Below are 20,513 nucleotides of genomic sequence, written 5' to 3' on the forward strand. Positions count from 1 at the left end.
TCCTCGACCGTGAAATTCAACACCTGGACTTCGTTCTTTTTTGCCTCAAATTCGAGACCGAACACGGTCTTGTGCACTCCAGCAGCCGCGTCGGAGGCTGCGGCGCTCTCTTCGGGCACGGTCAACGTGCCGGAAAAGACCTTGCGTCCGTCCAATGCCTCGCGCAGCTTGATTTCGATGCGCTCGCCTGCGAAACGGCGGAAATCGGCCTCGTTGCGCAGCGGGCGATCCACGCCCGGCGAACCGACTTCCAACCGCTTGTAGTCGATGTTCTCGACTTCAAACACCCGCGACAACTGGCGGGACACCTGCTCGCAGTCTTCGATGCGCACACCGCCGACCCGATCGATCGTGACGCGCAAAAGGCCCAGGGCGGCACGCTCGACGTCCACGAGTTCGACGTCCATGCCGGCCAGAGCCTCTTTGGTCAATGCGAATAAATCAGCCATATACTCAAAAAAAATGGGCTGCACGCCCAGCCCACCGTATTGCACAGAGCCCAGCCGCCACCCTACTGCACGTAAGGAGCAATGCTGGGCAGTGCCCTATATTGCGACCTAAATTTTGGCCTGCGCCGCAACGGCCCATCTAGCGGACCGCCCCCGGAAATCCTGAACCGCCCCTGAACCGCGCGGGGTAGCCTCAGGCAACCATCGGGCTAGGCAAAGACGCGAAAGCCATGAAAACCATTGATTTTACCAGATAAACTGGAAAAACGCCTGATTCGTCACGGGCTTACGTTTATGTGGGACACATCGGACCCGGCGGCGCGGCCAGCGCGCCGCTTCGGCCCGGTCAGCGCCCCCGGTGGCTGCGTCCGCCCATCACGCCCAGCCGCGACTCGTGCGCCGAAGCGCCGCGAGGCTGCCAGTCGTCGCCGCGCGGCGAGGCGCTGCGCGGGGCGCGCGGCTTGCCGCCAGCGCCCGGACCCTTGTTGCCGCCGGAGCGCGCGCCCTCGGCCTTGTTTCCACCGCGGCCGCCTGCCGCCGGCTTGCCGCCGCGACCGGCATTGCCGCCTCGCGCACCCGGCTTGCCGCCGCCGGATTTTCCGCCGGAGGCCTTGCGGCCGGCGCCGGCCGGCACTTCGGCCACGTTGCCGGACGCCACGTTGCCCGAGGGGCCGTTTGCCGACGCGGCGCGCGGCCCGCGCCCCTTGCCGCCGGACTTGCCCCCCGACTTGCCGCCGGCCGACTGAGCCCGTCCGCCCGCGGATTTACCGCCTTTGCGATTGCCGCCCTCGCCGGACAACGGATGGCCGTTGGCATAGCCGCCCGCAAACATCAGGCCGGTTCCGAAAGGATCCGAGGGACAAGCCAGCGCCTGGCCGGGGCTGCCCTGGCGGCCGCCCTGCAGCTTGCCGCGGCGGCCGATGCGGGCGCCGTTCATCCCGTTGCGGTCCATCGTGCCGAAGCCGGGCGGCAAGGCGCTGTCATGGGATTGCGGCTGCTTGGAACGGCGGCGGTTGCCACCGGAATCGTCATCTTCGCGCAGCAGCCCCAGCTGCACCATCAGCGCGCTGACCAGGGAAGGATCCAGCTCGTCCCAGCGGCCGCGGCGCAGCGTGCGCGGCAGGACGATATCGCCGAAGCGCGTGCGGATCAGGCGGCTGACGGTGACGCCCACCGCTTCGAACATGCGGCGCACCTCGCGGTTGCGGCCTTCCTGCAGGGTGACGCGGTACCAGCGGTTGCTGCCGTCACCGCCCAGGTAGTCCAGGGACCCGAACGCGGCCATGCCGTCGTCCAGCTGGATGCCATCGACCAGGGACTGGCGCTGCGCCTCGTCCATCTCGCCCAGCACGCGGACCGCGTACTCGCGCTCCGTGCCGTAGCGCGGATGCATGATGCGGTTGGCCATGTCGCCGGAAGTCGTGAAGATCAGCAAGCCTTCGGTATTCAGGTCCAGGCGGCCGACCGACAGCCACTTCCCGGTGCGCAGCTTGGGCAGGCGCGCGAAGACGCTCGCGCGGCCGCCCGGGTCGTCATGACTGACGATCTCGCCGGCAGGCTTGTGGTACAGGATCACGCGCGGAGGCTTCTTGGTGTTCGTCCGCACGATCGGCTTGCCGTTGACGCGGACCTGATCGTTGGGCGCGACGCGCTGGCCGATGTGCGCCGGCTCGCCATTGACCGACACGCGGCCCGCCACGATCAGCTCTTCCATTTCACGGCGCGACCCGATGCCCGCGTCGGCCAGCACCTTGTGCAGCTTGGGCATGACGGCCTCGCTGTTCAGGTACTTGCCCAGCCGCTGCTCCATGCGGTCCGCGGTATCCAGGTACGACAAGGCCTGCTCGGCTTCCTGCTCGGTGCCGCGGGAATCCGGAGACTCGACCGGGGCGGCGGCTTCCGCCGCTGCGGGCTGGGCGTCGCCAGCGGGCGCCTGCTCGGCCGCGGCATCGCCGCGGCGGCGGCGAAACGGCGTCCTCAGCTTGCGGCCGCGCCCGCGCGCGCCGGCCTCGCCTTCGGCCGCCGGCTCGCGCGCGGCGGAGGATTCCGGCTGGCCGCTCGTAACGGCATCATCCGAACGGGGATTGTCGTCCTGCATTGTTGTATTCGTTGTCACTGGGACAGCTCCGAATTTCAAACTTGGGTAGGCCTGCCGGGGGCAGGCTCGTCATCATCGGGGGACGCCGACTCTCGGTCGGCCTCGGGCCGCTCAAGGCCTGCCTCGTCCGATTCCGGGGAGGCGGCATCCGGGCCAGGCCGAACAGGATCGGCAAGACCGGAGGCGGGCTCATGCCCGGCAGCGGCAGGCGCCGCGCTATCGGTCTCGTCAATCGGGTCGGTCGGTTCCGCGTGTTTTGCGTTCTCGACGCTTTCCTTTGCAGCACCGGCCTCAGGGGCATCGGCGGCCATATCGGAAATGTCGCTGCCCGCCTCGCCGTCGGGAAAACCGGGCGCGGCTGGCGTATCGGACAAGCCTTCGGCTTGCTCCCGGACGGTGGATTCGTCGGCGGGATCCGCGCCTTCTTCTGTGCGCGAAAGCCGGAATTCTACGCTATCGACCGGGTCTATGGGTATATCCTGTTCCGAAACAGACAATTCCGCAACTGGGATAGCCGCTGCCGGCTCACCATCCGCCTCGGCTTCCTCGGCGCAAGCGCCACCCTCGCGGCCGGCTTCGGCATCGTCTCCGGCGCCAGCCGCGGCCTCGCCTTCAGCCTCAGCCTCAGCCTCGGCCTCGGCCCCGTCCTCGCCACTGGCATCGGCCGCGGATTCGCCCATCACCTGCTGCACTTCGCCCAGGTCCAGCCCGGCAAGCGCCGCGGCCGCCTGCGCGGATTCCAGCGCGGGCAGCTCGTCCAGGGCGCGCAGGCCCAGGTCATCGAGAAACTGCCGAGTCGTGCCGAACAGCGCGGGGCGGCCGGGCGCGTCGCGGTGGCCGATGACCTCGATCCACCCTCGGTCCTCCAGGGCCTTCACGATCTGCGAGGAGACAGTCACCCCGCGGATGTCTTCGATATCGCCCCGCGTCACCGGCTGGCGCCACGCCACGATGGCTAGGGTCTCCATCACGGCGCGGGAATACTTGGGCGGCTTCTCCGGATTGAGCCTTTCGAGATAGCGCTGCATGCGCGGACGGCTCTGGAAGCGCCACCCCGTCGCCAGCTGCACCAACTCCAGGCCGCCATCCGCCCAGTTGTTCTGAAGCGTCTCCAGCAGCGCGCGCAGCGCGCTATTGTCGAATTGTTCATCGTCCCCGAATAGCTTGCGCATTTCGGACAGTTGCATCGGCTGCGCCGCGCACAAGAGCGCGGTTTCGAGCACGACTATTGCCTCGCTATCGTTCATCGACATTCAAATTCAAAAGGGCTAACTTGCGCTAGGTTAAAAATAAGGCTACTATTCATTTCTCAGACGCGGGGTGGAGCAGTCTGGCAGCTCGTCGGGCTCATAACCCGAAGGTCGTAGGTTCAAATCCTGCCCCCGCAACCAAATTGATCGAGGCCTGGCGAATTCGCCGGGCCTTTTTCATTTTCGGCGGCGCCGATTGCGCGCCGCCACGACCCACGCACCCCGCCGCCTGGCGCACGGCCTCAATGGCGAGCCAGCAACAGACAGCGTGGGTTTGCGAAGTTCTCACTGGATTCCTGTGTGTACCGCCGCCCGCTTCGGCCATGCGCCGAAACGGCCGCGCCAATCGAACTTGGGCGGAATGCCTGCCGCGACCGTGCGCGGCAAACACCTTAAGCAATTTCTGGAAAAGCTGGCATAAATCGCCAACTAGCCTGCGGAGCGCGCCGGCAACCCGGCACCGCCTTCCGCGGCAACGATATCAAGGACCTGAATCGCCAGGCATCGAACGCCACGGGCGCGGCGGACGACCCGCCACGATCCGGAAGCCCGATGCGCCTCCCCTCGTGCGCCCGGAAACCGGTTCCGCGGCGCCGCGGCTCTTCCCCGAGCCGAAACTACGATTCTTAGATATTTTCCAAGACCACATGACGGCGGACATCCGCCCGCCATACGACGGCTTTCCGGCACGAGCCTCGGCCAACCGCGCCAGGCCCGCTCAAGCCGTCGCCAAATTATACCGTCAACTACCCTGCCCTCAAGCGCCGGCATCCCGCAACGCAGCCGCGGCCGCTATGCCGCAGGCCTGTCCCAGGGCGTGGATTCCAGCCGCTCGACCAGAAAATCCAGCATCGAACGCAGGATCAGCGGCATCTGGCGGCGCGACGCATAGATTCCGTAGATGCCCAGCTCCTGCGGCTTGCAGTGCGTCAGGATCGCGCGCAGACGGCCGGCCGCCACGTACTCGGAAGCATAGTAGGTCGGCAGCATCGCAATGCCCGCCCCCTCCAGCGCCGCGCGCGCCAGCACCGACACTTCGTTCGCACTGATGTTGCCGCTTACCGGCACGTCCACGGGCTCGCCATCGCGCTCGAAACGCCACAGACTCTTGCCGAAGTACGAATGAGTCAGGCAATTGCGCAAGGACAGATCCTCGATCCGCGCCGGCACGCCCTCGCGCTGCAGATATTCCGGCGAAGCGCAGACAACCGAGCGGCACACCGCCAGCTTGCGGGCAATCAGGTTGGGATCCAGGTCATTGGTAATGCGCACGGCCAGATCGACACGCTCCTCCACCAGATTGACCGCCCGGTCGACGAGCATCAGGTCCACGGAAGCGCCCGGATGCCGCTTCACGTAATCGGTAATGGCACTGGCCAGATGGCGGGACCCGAAGGACATGCTGGTGGTGATGCGCAGCAGGCCGCGCGGCGTATCGTCCGGCGTGGCGACCGCGCTGCGCAGGTCCCCCACCATGTCCAGCATCTGGCGGCAGCGTGGCAATGTCTCGGCGCCCGCCGGGGTAAGGCTGAGGCGGCGCGTCGTGCGATGCAGCAGGCGCACGCCGACCCACTGCTCCATTTCCGCCAGGTAGCGCGATACCATGGCGCGCGACATGTCCAGGTGAACCGCCGCCGCCGACAGGCTGCCCCTGTCGGCGACTTCGACGAACACCTGCATGGCTTTCAGACGATCCATGATTGTCTCGATTTCTGCATCAGACCGATCGGTTATACCGTATTTCCGTGCAACACCGACATCGGAAATCAACGGCGGCGGGCTTGAAACCGCCGCCCGGCGCCGTCAGGCCAGCCGTTGGCCCAACGCTTCGCCGACCGTGCTGCGGAGTTCGCCGCCATCCTGGCCGCGCAAGATATAGACCAGGCGCGATGCGCGGTCATCGTCCGGCCATTGGGCCAGCTGGCGGATCGGATAGAGCTCGCCATGCACCCCATGCACCTCGCATGGCAGGGCCTCGCCCTCGAAACACACCAGCCCCTTCATCCGAAGCAGGGCCGGCCCGAAACGCTCCTGGATCCGCGACACCCCGGCCAGAAAGGCCGGTCGGCTGATTGGCGCATCCAGGACCAGCGCGAAGCTGGCCACCCGATGGACATGCCCGCCCGCCGGCCGCGCCGAAAAGGGTCGCAGCCAGTTCGCCAGCGCGGCCCCGTCGCGCCCGGCGCGCGCGGCCGGCCCGTCCCGCAGCACATCGACGAGGGGCTCGCCGGGACGCTGCACGCAACGCTGCGCCCCCGGATTGACCGCCATCACCGCCTGCTCGACCCGGCGCAATTGCTCGGCGCCGACCAGATCCGATTTACTGAATACCACGGCGTCGGCCAGGGCCAGCTGCCGCGAAGCCTCCGGCTGCTCCGCCATCTGATCCAGTCCGTGACACGCATCCACCAGCACGATCGCGCCCCGGTACTCGTAGCGCTCGGACAGGAAGCGATCGTGCTTGAGGGTGAACAGGACGGGCGCGGGGTCCGCCAGCCCGCTGGTCTCGATAAGCACGCGGCGAAAGGGCTTGATCCGGCGGCTGAGCGCCTGCATGAAAAGGTCGCGCAAGGTATCGACCACAGCCCCGCTGACCACGCAGCACAGGCACCCGCCCTCGACCAGGACAACGCCGTCCCGCGCCTGCCGCACCAGATGATGGTCGACGCCCACTTCGCCATACTCATTGACGATCACGACGGCGTCGGAATAGGCCGGGTCGCGCAACAAGCGATTGAGAAGCGTCGTCTTGCCGCTGCCCAGAAAGCCGGAAATCACCGTAACGCCGATGCGCTTGTCGTTTTCCATATGACCCATCCGATGGCCCCGCCCAAATGAGGGGCGCCGCCTGCGCAGCCGTCTTTCACGGACGGCGAAAACCAAAAGGGCCATTCACTTGCGTGAATGACCCTGAATTCTTTGGCTCCCCGAGCTGGGCTCGAACCAGCGACCTGCGGATTAACAGTCCGTCGCTCTACCGACTGAGCTATCGGGGAACTGCTAAGAACGAAATTATGAACGAAATTTTCGACTCGCGCAAGTCTGCATTTTTTTCGCATTTTTCGCCCCCTCTGTTTCACATCGGAAAAAAACTCTGATATGATCTCGGTCTTTCCAGATCGCACCCCATAAATCAGGGGCAAGCGGCCCGGAAGAATAAGAAAGAAGCACCAAAGAAGTACCAAGAAAGATTTTTGCTTTTCTGTTTCGGCATCGCCGGAACGCCAAGCAAATGGTCTTGCCGGCATAGCTCAGTTGGTAGAGCAGCGCATTCGTAATGCGAAGGTCGTAGGTTCGACTCCTATTGCCGGCACCAGAATTTCAAAAAGCAGCCCGTTCGGGCTGCTTTTTTCATTTCCGGGGCAGCCGCGCCGGTCGTCGTCGCCAGGGAACTCCCGCCCGCCCGCACGCGTCCAACTTACCGGACCATCCTAGCGGACACCGCCATGCGCATTCTCCTTGTCGAAGACGACATCATGATCGGCGAAAGCGTGCTGGACTGCCTGCGCGCGGAGCACTATGCCGTCGACTGGGTCAAGGACGGCAATGCCGCGGACCTCGCGCTGCGCACCGATGCCTACGACCTGATCCTCCTGGACCTGGGCCTGCCCAGGCGCGACGGCCTTGCGCTGCTGCGCGACCTGCGCTCGCGCAAGGACCGCACGCCGGTGCTGATCGCCACCGCCCGCGACGCGGTCAGCGACCGGATCGCCGGGCTGGACGCCGGCGCGGACGATTATGTCGTCAAGCCCTACGACGTGGACGAACTGCTGGCCCGCATGCGCGCGCTGATCCGCCGCAGCGCGGGCCGCGCAGAACCGGTGTTCGAGCACGAAGGCATCACCATCGATCCGCAATCCCATGCCGCCATGGTGGACGGCACCCCCGTGGCGCTGACCGCCCGCGAGTGGGCCGTGCTCGAGCCCCTGATCGCGCGCCCGGGCATGATCTTCTCGCGCGCCCAGCTGGAAGAAAAACTGTATAGCTGGAAGGACAGCATCAGCAGCAACGCGGTTGAGGTTTATATTCATGGCCTGCGCAAGAAATTGGGTCCCAACCTGATCCAGAACGTCAGAGGCGTCGGCTATGTCATCCCCAAAACATGAGCATTCCGCTTAGCTATTCGCTGAGGGCCCGGCTGCTTTTCTTCCTGCTGGCCGCCATCGTGGTCGGCGCGCTGGTGCAAGGCGCGATCGCCTATCGCAGCACGCTGGCGCAGGCCGACGACATCTTCGATTCACTGCTGCAACGCACCGCTCTCTCGCTGGGCACCGGCGACGGGCTGCTCAGCGCCGGGCCTCGGCATGCGCCGGGCGCGGGCTCGCCCATGGCCGACGACCTCATCATCCAGATCTGGACGCCTGACGGCGTGCGCGTCTTCAATTCGCGTTCGCGCCGCCCGCTGCCCGACCAGATCATCCTGGGGTTCTCCGACGCAAGAATGGAGGGCAGCACCTACCGCGTGTACTCCCTGGCAACGCCCTTCCAGGTCATCCAGGTCGCGCAGGACATGGAGGTGCGCAAGAACATGGCGCGCGCGCTGGCGCTGCGCACCGTCGCGCCCATCGCGGCGGCGGCGCCGCTGTTGATGCTGATCGTCTGGTGCGTAGTCAGCTGGTCGCTGCGGCCGGTGAAACGCGCGCGCGCGCAGGTGGCGGCGCGGCAGCCCGAAGACCTGTCGCCCATCAGCGTGCAAGGGCTGCCCGACGAAATCCGCCCCCTGGTCCAGGAGCTGAACCTGCTGCTCGAACGCATGCGGGGCGCGTTCGCCCAGCAAAAGCAATTCGTGGGCGACGCCGCGCATGAGCTGCGGTCTCCGCTTGCGGCGCTGCGCCTGCAATCGCAGGCCTTGCAGCGCGCGGGCGACGCGGACGCGCGCCGGGTGGCCGAACAGCGCCTGACGGCCGGCATCGACCGCGCGACGCGGCTGGTGGAGCAGCTGCTGTCCATGGCCCGCCAGGAAAACGCGGCCGGACATGCGCCCGCCGAATCCGTGGACCTGGCGGACGTGCTGCGCCAGGCCCTGTCGGAAACGCTGCCCCAGGCCAACGCGAAATCGATCACGGTGGATCTGGACGGCGCGCAGCAGGCGTGGGTGCGGGGTCATCGGGACGCGCTTGCGCTGCTGGTCCGCAACCTACTCGACAACGCGGTCAAGTACACGCCCGCCGGCAAGCGCATCCGCCTGCGCCTGGAACAGGCGCAGGGACGGACCACGCTGCTGGTCGACGACGAAGGCCCCGGCATCCCGCCGCAAGAGCGCGAGCGCGTGTTCGACCGCTTCTACCGCATCGAGGGCAATGGCGAACACGGCAGCGGACTGGGGCTTGCCATCGCGCGCGCCATCGCCGACCGGCACGGCGCGACGATCGAGCTGCATGATGCGCCGTCCGGCCCGGGCCTGCGCGTGAAGGTGATTTTCCCGACTTAAGATTCCCCTAAGTGTCAGGCCCGAAGATAGCGCCATGTCCTTCAACATGAACGCAGGAGCCGACATGAAGACCTCCCAAATGAAGCCCTCGCGCCTGGTGATGGCGCTGCTGGCAGCAGGCGCCATTGGCGGCGCCGGCGCGACCGCCGTCATCGGCGGCGTTTCGATGGCGGCCACCGCGCCGGCCGCCACCGCCTCCTTCCAGACGATCAGTCCGTCCACCCCGCCCAACTTCGCGCAGATCACGCGCGACTACGGCCCGGCCGTCGTGAACATCAGTGTCAGCGGCACGCGCAAGGTGTCCGCCGAAGACATGGACCCGTTCGCCCAGTTCTTCGGCCAGTTCCCCGGCGGACGCGGCCAGATGCCCTCCCGCGAGGTGCCGATGCGCGGCGAAGGCTCCGGCTTCATCGTCAGCAGCGACGGCATCATCCTGACCAATGCGCACGTGGTGCAGGACGCCAAGGAAGTCACGGTGAAGCTGACGGACCGCCGCGAATTCAAGGCCAAGGTGCTGGGCTCGGATCCGCAGACCGACGTCGCCGTGATCAAGATCGACGCCAAGAACCTGCCCGTGGTCAAGGTGGGCGACGTCAACCAGCTGCAGGTGGGCGAATGGGTGCTGGCCATCGGCTCGCCCTATGGCCTGGAAAACACCGCCACGGCGGGCATCGTCAGCGCCAAGGGCCGCTCGCTGCCCGACGACACCTCGGTCCCGTTCATCCAGACCGACGTGGCGGTCAACCCCGGCAACTCCGGCGGCCCGCTGTTCAACGACCGCGGCGAAGTCGTGGGCATCAATTCGCAGATCTACAGCCGCACGGGCGGGTTCCAGGGCCTGTCCTTCTCGATCCCGATCGACGTGGCCTACAAGATCAAGAACCAGATCCTCGAACACGGCAAAGTGCGCCACGCCAGGCTGGGCGTGACGGTGCAGGAGGTGAACCAGGACCTGGCCGACTCCTTCAAGCTGGATTCCCCCACGGGCGCGCTGGTGTCCAGCGTCGAAAAGGGCAGCGCCGCGGCCAAGGCCGGCCTGCAGCCGGGCGATGTGGTCCGGGAGATCGACGGCAAGACCATCGTGTCCTCGGGCGATTTGGCCTCCACCATCACGCTGGCCTCGCCGGGCGAGAAGATCAAGCTGGACATCTGGCGCAACGGCGCGCACAAGGAACTGGTCGCCACCCTGGGCGGCGTCCCCGCGGACAAGACGCAGGCGTCGGCGGGAGACCAGGAAGTGCAGCGCGGCCAGCTCGGCCTGGCGCTGCGGCCGCTGAGCCCGCAGGAGCAGCAGGCGGCGGGCGCCGAAGGCCTGCTGATCGAACGGTCCATCGGGCCGGCCGCCAAGGCCGGCATCGAAGCCGGCGACGTGCTGCTCTCCTTGAACGGGGTGCCCGTGCACAACGTCGGGCAGGTCAAGGAGGCGCTGTCCAAGGCCGGCAAGACCGTTGCGCTGCTGGTGCAGCGCGGCGAAGACAAGATCTTCGTGCCGGTGCAGATCGGCTGAGGCCGGTTGGCCCTCTTCCCGAGGGCCGCCGCTATTCCGCGTCGGGCTGCTTGCCCGGCGCGGCCGCATCGAAGGCCGGCAGCTCGCCGCAGGCCGCCACGATGCGCACGATATTGGGCATGGCCGACAGATCGCATCCGAAACGCTGCGCGTTGGCCACCTGGGGCACCAGGCACACATCGGCGAGCGTCGGCGCATCCCCATGGCAGAAGCGGCCGGTGGCGCTGGAATTCGCCAGCTGCGCCTCCAGGGCTTGCAGGCCTTGATGCACCCAATGCTGGTACCAGGCGGTCTTGGCGTCCTCGTCCACGCCCAGGGTGTGCTTCAGGTACTTCAGCACGCGCAGATTGTTCAGCGGATGCGTATCGCAGGCGATCCCCAGGGCCAGGTCCCGCACGCGCGCGCGGCCGATCGCGTCGGCCGGCAGCAACGGGATCTGCGGATGCGTTTCTTCCAGGTATTCGATGATGGCCAGCGATTGCCCGATGACCGCGTCGCCATCGACCAGCGTCGGCACCAGGCCTGTCGGATTCATTTTGCGGTAATCGGCCGACAGCTGCTGCCCGCCATCCTTCAGCAGGTGCACCGGCACGTACTCATAGGGCAGGCCCTTCAGGTTGAGGGCGATGCGCACGCGGTACGCGGCCGAACTGCGGAAGTAGCTGTACAACTGCATGAAGTCTCCTTGATGTTCTGTTCCGGGGCCGCCCGCGGCGGCGCCCGCGCGCCTATTCCAGCGATTCCGTTTGGGCCGACTTGCGCGACAGCCCCTTGGGCAGCGGGAACGCCACGTTCTCCTCCAGGCCCGGCATCGTGCGCACCGACACCGCGCCCAGTTCCTTGACGCGTTCGATCACCTGCTGCACCAGGATCTCGGGCGCCGAGGCGCCTGCCGTCACGCCGATGCGCTTGCGGCCGACCAGCCAGGCCGGATCGATGGACTGCGCGCCATCGATCAGGAAGGACGCCACGCCCTTGCGTTCGGCCACCTCGCGCAGGCGGTTCGAGTTGGAGCTGTTGGGACTGCCGACCACCAGCACCAGGTCGCAATCCGGCGCCATCACCTTGACCGCGTCCTGGCGGTTCTGGGTGGCGTAGCAGATGTCGCTTTTCTTGGGTTCGATGATGCTGGGAAAGCGCGCCTTGAGCGCCTGGGACACCGCCGCGGCGTCATCCACGGACAGGGTGGTCTGCGTGACGTAGGCGAGGTTCTCCGGGTCTGCCACCTGCAGGCCGGCGACGTCTTCCGCCGTCTCGACCAGATACATGCCGCCCTGGGCCTGGCCCAGCGTGCCCTCGACCTCGGGATGGCCCTTGTGGCCGATCATGATGATCTCGCGCCCCGCCGCCCGCATGCGCGCGACTTCGATATGGACCTTCGTGACGAGCGGGCACGTAGCGTCGAAAACCTGCAGGCCTCGCGCCTCGGCCTCGGCCCGCACCGCCTTGGAAACGCCGTGGGCGGAAAACACCACGATGGAGCCCGAGGGCGCATCGTCCAGCTCGTCGATGAAGACGGCGCCCTTGGCGCGCAGGTCTTCCACCACATAGCGGTTGTGGACGATCTCGTGGCGCACGTAGATCGGCGCGCCATGCAATTCGAGGGCGCGCTCGACGATATCGATGGCGCGATCCACGCCCGCGCAGAAGCCGCGCGGCTGCGCCAGCAGGACTTCGGCGTCGGAAGCGGTTACAGCCTGGCTCATCAGAGCACCCCCAGGAGCGCCACGTCGACCCGCAGGCTGATGCCCGCGAGCGGGTGGTTGAAATCGAACAGCGCCGATTCCTCGTTGATTTCCTTCAGGACGCCCGAATAGCGTCCGCCATTGGGCGCGGCGAATTCCACCAGGTCGCCCGGCTCGAACGTGGCGTCGGCGCCCGCGTGCTCGGCGAGCATCGCGCGCGTGACGCGCTGGATGAGCTCGGGATTGCGCTCGCCGTAGGCGTCGGCCGGCGCCACGGTGACGCTGAAGCGCTCGCCCTCGGCGCGGCCGATCAACGCCGCCTCCAGGCCGGGCGCCCACTGGCCGCTGCCCATTTGCAGCGTGCCGGGACGGCCGTCGAAGGTGTCGGCGAACACCGAATCCTTGCCTGGGCCGGAGGCCAGCGTAATCCGGTAGTGCAGCGTCAGGTAGGAATCCGGACGGACCAAAACGTTCACTTCATTAGAGGCGGTGCTCAAGATCTGCCACCGTATAGGCAATTGAATAAACCTTGATTTTAGAGCCTCTTATGAAATTGTCCGTTCGGCTGCAAAAACATGAGCGTCCCCGGGAGCGGCTGATGCGCCACGGCGCCGCCGCGCTCCAGGATGCGGAGCTGCTCGCCGTCACCCTGCGCACGGGGATTCCCGGCCTGCACGTCGTGGAATTATGTAACCGGCTGCTGAGGCAGTTCGGCGGCCTGCGGGGCCTGCTGGGGGCCGCGCCCGAAGAATTGATGGCGGTTCCTGGCCTGGGAGCCGCCAAGGCCTGCATGCTTGCCGCCCTGCTGGAACTGGCCCGCCGCGCCATCGAAGAGGAACTGCCGCGGGTGAGCAGCCTGGACCAGCCCTGGCAGGTAAAACAATATTGCAAAGTCGCGCTGGGGCACCGCCGGGTGGAGCACTGCATCGCCCTCTACCTGGACAACCAGCTGCGGCTGATCGCCACCGGCGAGCTGGCGCGCGGCACGCTGTCGCAAGCCTCGGTCTATCCCCGCGAGGTCGTGCGCGAGGCCCTGCGCCATCACGCCGCCGCCCTCATCGTCGCCCATAACCACCCTTCGGGCGTGGCCGAGCCCAGCGCCGCCGACCACAGTTTCACCCAGCACCTGAAAAAGGCGCTGGCCCTGGTGGACATCAAGCTCGTGGACCACCTGGTGGTGGCCGGCGGCACCGTGGTGTCCATGGCGGAGCGGGGCAGCCTGTAGGCCCGCTGCGGCATGCGCCGGAATTCGTTAGACTACCGCCCGTTATTGCTTTAGGCTTAACCTAATTCCGGCATCACGCGACCTTTTTCCGCCCGACATGAAGCGCCTGTGGGATATTTCCCCGCCCGTCTCCGCTGCTTCGCCTGTCTTTCCAGGCGACACACCATACCGCCAGCAATGGAAATGGTCGCTTGAGCCCGGCTGCCCGGTAAACGTCAGCGAGATCACGCTGTCGCCGCATATCGGCGCGCATGCCGATGCGCCCCTGCACTACCAGAATGGCGCCGCCGCCATCGGGTCCGTTGCGCTGGAGCCCTTCCTGGGTCCTTGCCGCGTCATCCACGCCATCGACTGCGGCCCGCTCATCACCGTCGATCACCTGGCCCATGCCGCCCTGAACCTGCCGCCCCGCGTGTTGGTCCGCACGGCCAAGCATGCCGCGCAAGACTGGTGGACCGACGATTTTTCCGCCTACGCCCCCCAGACCATCGAATGGCTCGCCGAACGCGGCGTCATGCTGATCGGGCTGGATACGGCCAGCATCGACCCCGCGTCCAGCAAGACCCTGGACAGCCACCACACGATCTTGCGGCACGATATGCGGGTACTGGAAAACCTGGTGCTCGATGCCGTGCCGGAGGGCGATTACGAATTGATCGCCCTGCCGTTGGCGCTGGTCCAGGCGGATGCCAGCCCGGTACGCGCAGTCCTGCGCGAACTGTAGGCCGGTCCGACGGACATCGGGCGGCGCAACGCAATCTTCCCGCCGCCCCATTCTGGAAGCACCACAATGAGACATCATCCCGCCCCTCTCGCGGCGCCGGCCCGCGCCCGCCGCCACGCGCCGCGCTGGCGCGCCCTGCCCGCATCCGCGCGACGCGCCGCGCCGCCCTGCCAGGGAGGCCGCGCATGAGCCAGACCGAACGCCCCGAAGACATCGTCCGCGAGGAAAAGGCGCAGCTGGATTTCACGCGCGACATGACCTACGGCGACTACCTGCACCTGGACGCCCTGCTGGGCGCGCAGCACCCGCTGTCGCCCGAGCACAATGAAATGCTCTTCATCATCCAGCACCAGACCAGCGAACTCTGGATGAAGCTGATGCTGCATGAATTGCGCGGCGCGATCGACAACGTGGCGGCCGACCGCCTCCAGCCCGCCTTCAAGATGCTGGCCCGGGTCAGCAAGATCATGGAGCAGCTGGTGCACGCCTGGGACGTGCTGGCGACCATGACACCGCCCGAATACTCCGCGCTCCGTCCCTATCTTGCGCGCTCCAGCGGATTCCAGAGCTACCAATACCGCCAGATCGAATTCCTGCTGGGCAACAAGAACGCCGCCATGCTCAAGCCGCACGAACACCGCGCGGACCTGCTGGCCCAGGTGCAAGAGGCCTACGAGGCGCCCTCCCTGTACGACGAAGCGCTGCGGCTGCTGGCGCGCCGGGGCCTGGACGTGCCCGCCGACCATCTCCGGCGGGACTGGACCCAGCCCTATCAATCCTCGGAAGGGGTCGAGGCGGCCTGGCTGGCCGTCTACCGGCAACCCGAGCGCTACTGGGACCTTTATCAACTGGGCGAAAAGCTGACGGACCTGGAAGACGCGTTCCGGCTGTGGCGATTCCGCCACGTCACGACGGTCGAACGGGTCATCGGTTTCAAGCGCGGCACGGGCGGCACTTCGGGCGTCGCCTACCTGCGCCGCATGCTGGAAGTGGTGCTGTTCCCCGAGATCTGGAAGCTGCGCACGGATCTCTGAGGCACCGCTTTCTTATGGCCCCATTTTCCGGCGGACGGCGCCCCGCCGCTTCCCGCCGGTTTTCCTTGGCCCATAAAAAATTCCCATGCTAGAATTCAGGGTTACTTTTTGGATACGTGGCTAGCGCCGAAGTTGGATGCTTGGCGTCCTGGCTGGCGACCCTAACAACCGAGGAAGGCTCGAAAGAGCCCTAGGAAAGCACCATGAAAGAAGGCATTCACCCCGAATACCGCGAAGTCGTCTTCGCCGACCTGCAAACGGGCAGCAAGTTCATCACCCGTTCGACCGTGCAAACGCGCGAAACCATCGATCTGGACGGCAAGACGTACCCGCTCTTCAAGTGCGACGTGACCTCCGAATCGCACCCGTTCTACACGGGCGCCCAGACGCGTATCGTCGAAACCGGCCGCGTGGAAAAGTTCCGCGCCCGCTTCGCCCGTACCGCCGGCACGGTCAAGTCCGCTTCCTGATCCTGTCGCTCCCGCAGGAGCCACAGCAAAAAGGCAGCCTTCGGGCTGCTTTTTTTTCCTCCCTAGCCGCCTATTCCCGCGCTGGGGGCTAGCGCAACCCGACCACTCGGTTACATTAACGCCCGTGTCCCCACTATCCTTTTCCACACCGGCCCGGCTGACGTCCGTGGCCACCGCGAAACTGCCCAGGCTGATACTCCTGGGCTTGCTGCTGGCCTATATCGTGGCCGGCCTGTTCATGCGCGACCCGTGGAAAACGGACGATGCGGTCGGACTGGCGACCATGATCACGGCGATCCGCGAAGGCGGCATCACCTGGCTACTGCCGCAGGTCGGCCTGCTGGCTCACGCCGAGGAAGGCCCGTTGATCACCTGGGTGGGCGCATTCTGCATCTGGCTGTTCGGCCCGATCATCGGCGACATCCCCGCCGGCCGCCTGCCCAACCTGCTGTGGTTCGCGATCACCACCACCAGCGTGTGGTACGGCACCTATCTTCTGGGCCGCCGCGCCGAAGCCCAGCCCCTTGCGCTGCCCTTCGGCGGCGAACCCGAACCGCGCGACTACGGCCGCATGCTGGCGGACGCCGCGCTGCTCCTGCTGCTCGCCACCGTCGGCATCCTGCAGCGCACCCATGAAACCACCGTCGTGCCCGCAATCATGGCGTGGCAGGCGCTCGCCTTCTATTCGCTGGCCCGCAGCGTGGACCGCCCCTTCACGGGCTGCACCACCCTGGGCATCGCCCTGGCCGCCAGCTTCCTGACCCGCGGCTGGGTCGGCGCGATCCCCATCATGGTCGGCTCGCTGCTGGCCTTCTACCCGCGCACCCAGCTGTGGCGCTGCCGCCGCTGGCTGCCCTGGGCGGCGCTGGTCACCCTCGTCCTGATCCTGGCCTGGTGGATCCCCGCCAGCCATGGCAGCGAATACTGGATCCGCAACTGGAAGACCTGGAACCTGTCGTCCTTCGCATTGCCTTCCTGGCACGACATGGGCCGCACGCTGCGCGATCTCCCCTGGTATCTATGGCCGACCTGGCCGCTCGCCCTGCTGGCCATCTGGCGCTGGCGCTCCTGGATCTACGCGCCCCATATCTGGCTGCCGCTGACCCTGCTGGCCTGCTCCACGCTGGTGCTGTTCGGCCTGGAAGAGGCCACGGACGCCGAGTACGTGCTGCTGGCCGCCCCCTGCGCCGTGCTGGCCGCCTTTTCGCTGCCGACGCTGCGCCGCGGCGTGGTCAACACGCTGGACTGGTTCGCCGTCATGTGCTTTTCCCTGACCGCCGCCACCGTCTGGCTCGGCTGGGTCGCCCTGCACTTCCACTGGCCCGCGCAGATCTCGCGCAACATCGCCCGCCAGACCACGGGCTACGAACCGGTCATTTCCTGGGTCGCCTTCGCGCTGGCCCTGGTATTCACGCTGGCCTGGATCGCCCTGGTCGTGTGGCGGCTGCGCGTGAAACCCCAGGCGCTGTGGCGCGGCACCGTGCTGTCGGCGGGCGGACTGACCGTGACCTGGATCCTGCTCGTGCTGCTGTGGCAGCCGGCGGTCGACTACGCGCGCAGCTATCGCACCGTGTCGGGCCAGCTGGCCCAGGCGCTGGAGCAGAACATCCGTCCGGGCGAATGCGTGCGGGGCCTGAGCCTGGGCAGCGGCCAGCGCGCCTCGTTCCTGATCTTCAATAATCTGACGTTCACGTTCGACGCGAAGTGCACGCTGATCCTGCAGCAGACCAGCAACCAGAGCCTGCGCGACAACACCGCCGCCTATAGCGAAGGCGCCGACGTGCTGTGGCAGGGCGGCCGGCGGGCGGACCGGCAGGAGGTATTCCGCCTGCTTCGCATCGGTTCGAACCGATGACGCCGGCGCCCGCCGCGCCGATGACCTTCGGCGCCACCCTGCGAGGCATCGCCAAGCAGGCCTGGCCGGTGCTGGTCAGCCAATGGGCCGGCATCTCCTTCGGGGTGCTGGACACCGCCATGACGGGCCATTCCAGCGCCGACGACCTGGCCGCCATGGCCCTGTCCGCGTCCATCTACATCACCATCTTCGTCGGACTGATGGGGGTGGTGCATGCCCTCATCCCCATCCTGGCCCAGCACTTCGGCGCGGGCCAGAATCTCGAGGTGGGACGCAGCTGGGGCCAGGGCGTCTGGCTGGCCCTCGGCCTGTCCGTCGCGGGCGCGGCCCTGATGCTGTTCCCCGACATGTGGCTATCGCTGTCGGGCGCGGTCGACCCCGCGGTGCGCGCGCGCGTCGGCTCCTATCTGCAGGCCCTGGTGCTGGCCCTGCCGGCCGCGCTGGTGTTCCGCACCATTTACGCGCTGGGCACCTCGGTATCGCGTCCCAAGCTGGTGATGGCGATCAACCTGACGGCCATCGGCTTCAAGGCCTTTTTCAACTGGGTACTCATCTACGGCAAGCTGGGCCTGCCGGCCATGGGCGCCACCGGCGCCGGCCTCGCGACCGCCATGGTCTCGTGGATCAGCCTGGGACTGGGGCTGTGGGTCATCACGCACGACCGCTACTACCGGCGCTTCAAGCTGCGGGTGGGCAGGCCCGACTGGAAGACGCTGAAAGAACTGCTGCGCCTGGGCATCCCCATGGGCGGCTCCTATCTGGTGGAAGTGTCGGCCTTCACGTTCATGGCCCTGCTGGTCGCGCGCGAAGGCACTTTCGTGACCGGCGGCCACCAGATCATGTCGAACCTGGCCGCTCTCTGCTACATGATGCCCATGGCGCTGGGCGTGGCCACCGCCGCACTGACCGCGCAGGCCATCGGCGCCGGCAACCTGGACCATGCGCACCGCACCGGCATGGCGGGCCTGACGCTCGGCATCCTGGGCGCCCTGCTGACGGCCTCGGTGCTGCTCATCGGCCGGCCGCTCATCCTGGCGGCCTATACCGACAACCCCGGGGTGGCGGCCGTGGCGACCACGCTGCTGGCCGTGCTGCCCCTGTTCCACCTGTTCGATTCGATGCAATGCATCAACTCCTACCTGCTGCGCGCCTACAAGGTGGCGGTGGTGCCCCTGCTGCTGCAGATGGTCGCGCTGGCGGGCGTGGGCCTGATCGGCGGCTGGTGGTTCGGCTTCGGCCCGGGCCGCGGCGGCCTGGACGGCCTGCGCGCCGTCCTCGTGCCCGGCTCGCCCCAGGGCGCCGGCAGCATGTGGCTGATGGCCATGGTCGGCCTGGCGCTTTCCGCCGCCCTGCTGCACTACTGGTATCGGCGCATCGTGCGCGCCGCGATAAGGTAGCGCAAGAAAAAAGCAGCCCTGGGGCTGCTTTTTTCTTGCCGGGCTCAAGGGCCCTCCAGGGAGCGCCTCCCTATTTCGGACGCTTGTCGATCACGCGGCGGGCCTTCCCGGTCAGCGTGCGTTCCACATGGCCCGCATCCGACACCTGGATGCGCGCGCTGACGCCGATGTGCGTCTTGACCGCGTGCTGGAGTTGCTTGCCCAGGCTCGCGCGGTCGGCATCCGACAGGTTCGAGAACTCGGCCCGCAGCTCGGTCAGGATTTCGAGCTCGTCCAGGTTGCCGGTGCGCGACAGCACCAATTGGTAGTGCGGCGCCAGCTGGGCGATCTTCAGGACCAGCTCCTCGACCTGCGTCGGGAACATGTTCACCCCGCGCACGATCAGCATGTCGTCGCTGCGGCCGGTGATCTTGCCGATGCGGCGCATGCTGCGCGCCGTCGGCGGCAGCAGGCGGGTCAGATCGCGCGTGCGGTAGCGGATGATGGGCATCGCTTCCTTGGTCAGCGAGGTGAACACCAGTTCGCCGGGCTCGCCTTCGGCCACGGGTTCGCCCGTGTCCGGGTTGATGATCTCGGCGTAGAAGTGGTCTTCCCAGACCACAGGGCCATCCTTGGTTTCGACGCATTCGCTGGCGACCCCGGGGCCCATCACTTCGGACAGGCCGTAGATGTCCACGGCGTCGATGCCGGCTTCGGCCTCGATGTCGGCGCGCATCTGGCCGGTCCAGGGCTCGGCGCCGAAAATCCCGATGCGCAGCGAACTTTGACGCGGGTCAATCCCCTGGCGGCGCTGTTCCTCCAGAATATTGCAGAAATAGGAGGGCGTGACCATGATGATGTCCGGACGGAAATCGTTGATCAGCTGCACCTGCTTTTCCGTCTGCCCGCCCGACATCGGAATGACCGTGCAACCCAGGCGTTCCGCGCCGTAATGCGCGCCCAGGCCGCCCGTGAACAGGCCGTAGCCGTACGCGACGTGGATCGTGTCGCCGGGCTTGCCGCCGGCGGCCCGGATCGAGCGCGCCACGAGGTTGGCCCAGTTGTCCAGGTCGCTCTTGGTATAGCCCACCACCGTCGGCTTGCCGGTGGTGCCGCTGGACGCATGGATGCGCGAGACGCGCTCGCGCGGCACGGCGAACATGCCGAAGGGGTAGTTTTCGCGCAGTTCCTTTTTCGTCGTGAAGGGGAACTTCGAAATGTCGGACAGCTGCTTCAAGTCATCGGGGTGGACGCCGACCTCGTCGAACGCCTTCTTGTAATGCGGGACGTTCTCGTAGGCATGCTTGAGCGACCACTTCAGCCGCTCCAGCTGCAAGGCGCGCAACTCATCCTGGCTGGCATGCTCGATGGGGTCCAGCCCCGGCTTGCTCATGGTGTTGGACATGATT

18 protein-coding genes and 3 tRNA genes are annotated in these 20,513 nt (G+C 66.8%); 11 read left to right on the forward strand and 10 right to left on the reverse strand.

Translation table 11 applies throughout. From position 1 onward, the window contains the following. From rimP to scpB, 3 genes are all read right to left on the reverse strand, one after another. The coding region (gene rimP / locus ACN6PJ_RS25205; RefSeq protein WP_427998527.1) for a ribosome maturation factor RimP at positions 1 to 449 on the reverse strand (449 nt) is incomplete at its 3' end. A gap of 346 nt (positions 450 to 795) precedes the next feature. Then, positions 796 to 2,547 (reverse strand): 23S rRNA pseudouridine(2605) synthase RluB, encoded by a 1,752-nt coding sequence (gene rluB / locus ACN6PJ_RS25210; RefSeq protein ID WP_427998528.1) that lies wholly within the window; start codon positions 2,545 to 2,547, stop codon positions 796 to 798. A 35-nt stretch (positions 2,548 to 2,582) separates the two neighbouring features. Further along, positions 2,583 to 3,800, reverse strand: coding sequence for an SMC-Scp complex subunit ScpB (gene scpB, locus ACN6PJ_RS25215; RefSeq protein WP_427998529.1), 1,218 nt, complete (start codon positions 3,798 to 3,800; stop codon positions 2,583 to 2,585). Positions 3,801 to 3,861: 61 nt separating this feature from the next. On the opposite strand from scpB, the gene ACN6PJ_RS25220 reads away from it, so the two are divergent. Then, positions 3,862 to 3,938, forward strand: a tRNA-Met gene (locus ACN6PJ_RS25220). Between the two features lie 651 nt (positions 3,939 to 4,589). Here the strand turns inward: ACN6PJ_RS25220 and ACN6PJ_RS25225 are convergent. From ACN6PJ_RS25225 to ACN6PJ_RS25235, 3 genes are all read right to left on the reverse strand, one after another. Next, a complete protein-coding gene (locus tag ACN6PJ_RS25225; protein WP_427998530.1) occupies positions 4,590 to 5,495 on the reverse strand; it encodes a LysR family transcriptional regulator in 906 nt (301 codons plus the stop codon). A gap of 105 nt (positions 5,496 to 5,600) precedes the next feature. Beyond that, entirely contained in the window at positions 5,601 to 6,614 is a 1,014-nt protein-coding gene (locus ACN6PJ_RS25230; RefSeq protein WP_427998531.1) for a CobW family GTP-binding protein, read from the reverse strand. Between the two features lie 103 nt (positions 6,615 to 6,717). Next, a tRNA-Asn gene (locus tag ACN6PJ_RS25235) sits at positions 6,718 to 6,793 on the reverse strand. A gap of 244 nt (positions 6,794 to 7,037) precedes the next feature. Here ACN6PJ_RS25235 and ACN6PJ_RS25240 point away from each other — a divergent pair. From ACN6PJ_RS25240 to ACN6PJ_RS25255, 4 genes are all read left to right on the forward strand, one after another. Then, a tRNA-Thr gene (locus ACN6PJ_RS25240) sits at positions 7,038 to 7,113 on the forward strand. 130 nt (positions 7,114 to 7,243) lie between these two features. Continuing rightward, positions 7,244 to 7,903: a response regulator gene (locus tag ACN6PJ_RS25245; protein WP_427998532.1), complete on the forward strand. Its 660-nt coding sequence runs from the start codon at positions 7,244 to 7,246 to the stop codon at positions 7,901 to 7,903. Continuing rightward, positions 7,900 to 9,228: an ATP-binding protein gene (locus ACN6PJ_RS25250; protein ID WP_427998533.1), complete on the forward strand. Its 1,329-nt coding sequence runs from the start codon at positions 7,900 to 7,902 to the stop codon at positions 9,226 to 9,228. The genes ACN6PJ_RS25245 and ACN6PJ_RS25250 overlap by 4 nt, the downstream gene beginning before the upstream one ends. A gap of 64 nt (positions 9,229 to 9,292) precedes the next feature. Next, positions 9,293 to 10,735, forward strand: a complete 1,443-nt coding sequence (locus ACN6PJ_RS25255; protein ID WP_427998534.1) for a DegQ family serine endoprotease — start codon at positions 9,293 to 9,295, stop codon at positions 10,733 to 10,735. Positions 10,736 to 10,766: 31 nt separating this feature from the next. Here the strand turns inward: ACN6PJ_RS25255 and maiA are convergent, their stop codons facing one another. The 3 genes from maiA to ACN6PJ_RS25270 are packed head-to-tail and all read right to left on the reverse strand — an operon-like array spanning position 10,767 to position 12,917. Next, positions 10,767 to 11,411, reverse strand: coding sequence for a maleylacetoacetate isomerase (gene maiA, locus ACN6PJ_RS25260; protein ID WP_427998535.1), 645 nt, complete (start codon positions 11,409 to 11,411; stop codon positions 10,767 to 10,769). A gap of 52 nt (positions 11,412 to 11,463) precedes the next feature. Then, entirely contained in the window at positions 11,464 to 12,441 is a 978-nt protein-coding gene (gene ispH, locus ACN6PJ_RS25265; protein ID WP_427998536.1) for a 4-hydroxy-3-methylbut-2-enyl diphosphate reductase, read from the reverse strand. Continuing rightward, a complete protein-coding gene (locus ACN6PJ_RS25270; protein WP_081955266.1) occupies positions 12,441 to 12,917 on the reverse strand; it encodes an FKBP-type peptidyl-prolyl cis-trans isomerase in 477 nt (158 codons plus the stop codon). Before ACN6PJ_RS25270 ends, ispH begins: the two co-directional genes overlap by 1 nt. A 50-nt stretch (positions 12,918 to 12,967) precedes the next feature. Between ACN6PJ_RS25270 and radC the strand changes: the two genes are divergently transcribed. The 6 genes from radC to ACN6PJ_RS25300 all read left to right on the forward strand — a co-directional run bounded on the left by radC (position 12,968) and on the right by ACN6PJ_RS25300 (position 19,125). Next, positions 12,968 to 13,645 (forward strand): RadC family protein, encoded by a 678-nt coding sequence (gene radC, locus ACN6PJ_RS25275; RefSeq protein ID WP_427998537.1) that lies wholly within the window; start codon positions 12,968 to 12,970, stop codon positions 13,643 to 13,645. 97 nt (positions 13,646 to 13,742) lie between these two features. Further along, positions 13,743 to 14,369, forward strand: coding sequence for an arylformamidase (gene kynB, locus ACN6PJ_RS25280; RefSeq protein WP_043549050.1), 627 nt, complete (start codon positions 13,743 to 13,745; stop codon positions 14,367 to 14,369). A gap of 185 nt (positions 14,370 to 14,554) precedes the next feature. Continuing rightward, complete coding sequence (kynA, locus tag ACN6PJ_RS25285) at positions 14,555 to 15,403, forward strand: tryptophan 2,3-dioxygenase (protein WP_427998538.1); 849 nt, start codon at positions 14,555 to 14,557, stop codon at positions 15,401 to 15,403. Positions 15,404 to 15,606: 203 nt separating this feature from the next. Beyond that, positions 15,607 to 15,873 (forward strand): type B 50S ribosomal protein L31, encoded by a 267-nt coding sequence (locus ACN6PJ_RS25290; RefSeq protein ID WP_427998539.1) that lies wholly within the window; start codon positions 15,607 to 15,609, stop codon positions 15,871 to 15,873. 124 nt (positions 15,874 to 15,997) lie between these two features. Beyond that, complete coding sequence (locus tag ACN6PJ_RS25295; RefSeq protein WP_427998540.1) at positions 15,998 to 17,728, forward strand: ArnT family glycosyltransferase; 1,731 nt, start codon at positions 15,998 to 16,000, stop codon at positions 17,726 to 17,728. Next, the gene (locus tag ACN6PJ_RS25300; protein WP_427998541.1) at positions 17,725 to 19,125 is read left to right on the forward strand and encodes an MATE family efflux transporter; all 1,401 of its coding nucleotides are present in this window, start codon (positions 17,725 to 17,727) and stop codon (positions 19,123 to 19,125) included. Before ACN6PJ_RS25295 ends, ACN6PJ_RS25300 begins: the two co-directional genes overlap by 4 nt. A 70-nt stretch (positions 19,126 to 19,195) precedes the next feature. On the opposite strand, the gene paaK is transcribed toward ACN6PJ_RS25300, so the two are convergent. Beyond that, entirely contained in the window at positions 19,196 to 20,509 is a 1,314-nt protein-coding gene (gene paaK, locus ACN6PJ_RS25305) for a phenylacetate--CoA ligase PaaK (protein WP_427998542.1), read from the reverse strand. Between the last annotated feature and the right edge of the window lie 4 nt (positions 20,510 to 20,513).

This window comes from Achromobacter sp., from assembly GCF_050285585.1.
In the GTDB taxonomy this organism is placed as follows: Bacteria; Pseudomonadota; Gammaproteobacteria; order Burkholderiales; family Burkholderiaceae_B; genus Achromobacter.